Origin of the sequence: Candidatus Palibaumannia cicadellinicola (genome assembly GCF_002855795.1) — a bacterium.
Classification (GTDB): Bacteria; Pseudomonadota; Gammaproteobacteria; order Enterobacterales; family Enterobacteriaceae; genus Baumannia; species Baumannia cicadellinicola_C.
The window spans coordinates 1-3,141 of the sequence record NZ_NJPO01000107.1 but is presented as its reverse complement, the minus strand read 5'-3'; the positions used below and the strand labels follow the sequence as shown (position 1 = coordinate 3,141).

General features: G+C 36.2%; 4 protein-coding genes. All 4 read right to left on the bottom strand.

Going from position 1 to position 3,141, the window contains the following annotated elements; translation table 11 throughout:
* Positions 1-109: 109 nt before the first annotated feature.
* Genes ruvB through CEX73_RS02105 form a run of 4 tightly spaced genes read right to left on the bottom strand, consistent with a single transcriptional unit; the run spans position 110 to position 3,017 of the window.
* Entirely contained in the window at positions 110-1,105 is a 996-nt protein-coding gene (gene ruvB, locus CEX73_RS02120) for a Holliday junction branch migration DNA helicase RuvB (RefSeq protein WP_101626953.1), read from the bottom strand.
* A gap of 7 nt (positions 1,106-1,112) precedes the next feature.
* Positions 1,113-1,688 (bottom strand): Holliday junction branch migration protein RuvA, encoded by a 576-nt coding sequence (gene ruvA, locus CEX73_RS02115; RefSeq protein WP_101626951.1) that lies wholly within the window; start codon positions 1,686-1,688, stop codon positions 1,113-1,115.
* A 15-nt stretch (positions 1,689-1,703) separates the two neighbouring features.
* Positions 1,704-2,225, bottom strand: a complete 522-nt coding sequence (gene ruvC, locus CEX73_RS02110) for a crossover junction endodeoxyribonuclease RuvC (RefSeq protein WP_101626952.1) — start codon at positions 2,223-2,225, stop codon at positions 1,704-1,706.
* Positions 2,226-2,279: 54 nt separating this feature from the next.
* Entirely contained in the window at positions 2,280-3,017 is a 738-nt protein-coding gene (locus CEX73_RS02105) for a YebC/PmpR family DNA-binding transcriptional regulator (protein WP_101626950.1), read from the bottom strand.
* Between the last annotated feature and the right edge of the window lie 124 nt (positions 3,018-3,141).

The following is a 3,141-nucleotide window of genomic DNA, read 5'->3' as shown; positions in this document are numbered from 1 at the left end:
GATCTATTACTGTTAATAACAATGATAAAAATCAAACAATTTTATCGTTTAGAGTACAATCTAGTTATCTATTAAAATAACAAATTACTTAGCATATTATCTAAGTAATTTACTGTTTTAAACTAAAGTGACGATAAGCTTCAGCTGTCACTATACGTCCACGGGGAGTACGTTGGATAAATCCTTGTTGAATTAAAAATGGTTCTAGCACATCTTCTATTGTTTCTCTCTCTTCACCAATAGCTGCTGCTAGATTCTCTATTCCAACTGGACCACCCACAAATTTATCAATTATTGCTAATAATAATTTGCGATCCATTAAATCAAATCCAGCGGTATCAACATTAAGCATATTTAGAGCATTCATTGCGACATCATAAGTAATCTGACCGGCTGCGTGTACTTCTGCGAAGTCGCGCACTCGTCGTAGTAGGCGGTTCGCGATACGTGGAGTACCACGGGCGCGTCGAGCGATTTCATATGACCCGCTATCAGTAATGTTCAATGATAAACATCTGGCGCTACGACTTACTATATGTTGTAATTCTTCAGTGGAATAAAATTCCAGACGTTGCACAATACCAAAACGATCGCGTAATGGCGAAGTTAATGATCCTACCCTAGTAGTCGCTCCAACTAAAGTAAATGGTGGTAGTTTAATTTTGATAGAACGTGCTGCGGGACCCTCGCCAATCATTATATCTAGCTGATAATCCTCCATTGCGGGATATAACATTTCTTCTACCACAGGTGATAAACGATGAATTTCGTCAATAAATAATACGTCATGTGATTCTAAGTTAGTTAGTATGGCGGCTAAATCACCCGCTTTTTCTAAAACTGGACCAGATGTACTACGTAGGTTTCCCTCTATCTCGTTGGCAATAATATTAGCTAATGTTGTTTTACCTAATCCAGGAGGACCAAAAAGTAATACATGATCTAATGCATCACCTCGAATTTTTGCAGCATGAATAAAAATATTCATCTGTTCACGTACACCTACTTGACCAATATAATCAACTAATTTTTTGGGCCTACAATTATAGTCTACCCTTTCCTCACTAACTGTAGTCATAGACATTAAACGATCAGCTTCTATCATATTATCCTCATAGTGTAGTACGCAATGCATCTCGTATTAATGCTTCACAGTTAGCTCCTGCACCAGCGACTTTTTTGACCATTTTACTTGCGTTCTGATGTGTATAACCTAAGGAAATCAACGCTGCGACCGCTTCACTTTCAGGATCATGCTCTACTATGAATTGTTCTCTTAATGAGATACTCTTGAACTTGTCTTTCATTTCTACTACCAGACGTTCTGCTGTTTTTTTTCCTACGCCTGGTAATTGCATTAAAATATTAATTTCTTTGTGTTTAATAGCTTTTAGAAATTGTGTTTCTGACATACCAGCGATAATAGCTAGTGCTAGTTTAGGTCCAACCCCATTTACTTTAATAAGTTCACGAAACAGCATCATATCTGGTTTGTTAATAAAGCCGAATAACATTTGGGTATCTTCGCGTATTACAAAATGGGTATAAAAGATAGCTTCTTCACCAATTTCGGGAAGTATATCAAAATAAGTAATTGGTATATAAACTTCATAACCGATTCCGTAAGTTTCTAATAAGACTAGCGGTGGCTGTTTTGCCAGAATAATTCCTCTGATACGTCCAATCACCTTTGAGCTTCCTTTTTAACGTAATCTACCACGGGTCAGTTTTAAGCTATTGTCACCCATACTAGTCGCATTATGACTCATATAGCAATGAGTAATAGCGATTGCTAATGCATCTGCCGCATCTACTTGCGGATTAGTAGATAAATTTAATATGGTACGGACCATATGCTGTACCTGGTTTTTTTCTGCGGAACCGATGCCTACTAATGTTTTTTTTACCTGCCGTGCAGCATATTCGAATACAGGGATATTATTATTCATTGCGGCGACAATAGCGACACTACGTGCTTGACTAAGTTTGAGCGCTGAATTGGCGTTTTTAGCCATAAATAGCTGTTCTATAGCTAATACTATAGGCTGAAATTGAGCAATAACTTGGCTTACCCCGACATAAATAAGTTTTAATCTATTGGGTAAATCATTAACATTCATTCGAATGCAGCCGCTAGCTAAATAGCTAAGAAGTTTTCCTTGCTGACATATAACACCATAACCAGTAATGCGAGAACCTGGGTCAATACCAAGAATAATCGTCATCATTTAGCCGTAATTTAATGTTAATTATTTTACAATGCTTAATGTTAATTAACATTATTCAGTCACTGCATAAAAAATTTTGCCATTATGATAAACCTCTTGTACGTCATCGGAATCTTCTAATATCTCAATAAGACGATGTAATTGCATTGTGTTTTCTTCGTTTATATCGATATGGATTGATGGGATAAATGCTACTTTAGATGATATAGCAGTTAAACCTGCTTTTTGAATAGTATTTTTAATATTATCTAACAACTCAAATGTAGTATAAACATCAATCATACCATTAGTATTAATCACAACATCATCAGCAGATGCTTCTAAAGCTATATCTATCAAAGTATTTTCGTTCAAACCAGGTGCGAACGATATGACTCCTTTTTTATTGAATAAATAAGCAACAGAACCTTCAGAGACTAAGTGACCACCTACTTTTGTAAAAGCATGACGTACTGTCGATACAGTACGTCTACGATTATTGCTTAGGCATTCTACCATTATAGCTGTTCCACCTGGCCCATATCCTTCATAATAGATAGTTTCTATCTGCTCGCTATCAGCATCACCGATACCGCGAGCTATAGCGCGATTTAAGGTTTCTCGTGTCATATTATGAGATAAAGCTTTATCTACTGCAGCTCGTAACCGGGGATTAAAATTAATATTTTCTCCGCCTAGCCTAGCAGCAGTCACTAATTCGCGAATAATTTTAGTAAAAATTTTACCTCGTTTAACATTCTGAGTAGCTTTGCGATGTTTAGTATTTGCCCACTTACTATGACCTGCCATATGTATCCTTAACTAATCATTTTGCTGCTAAAATATTTGGGGAAATTGGATAGTCATTCTCAATTGCTTTTTTTATCTATTTGTTTTAGTTTTGAGTGGGTTAAAATCACAAATGTTGATTTTG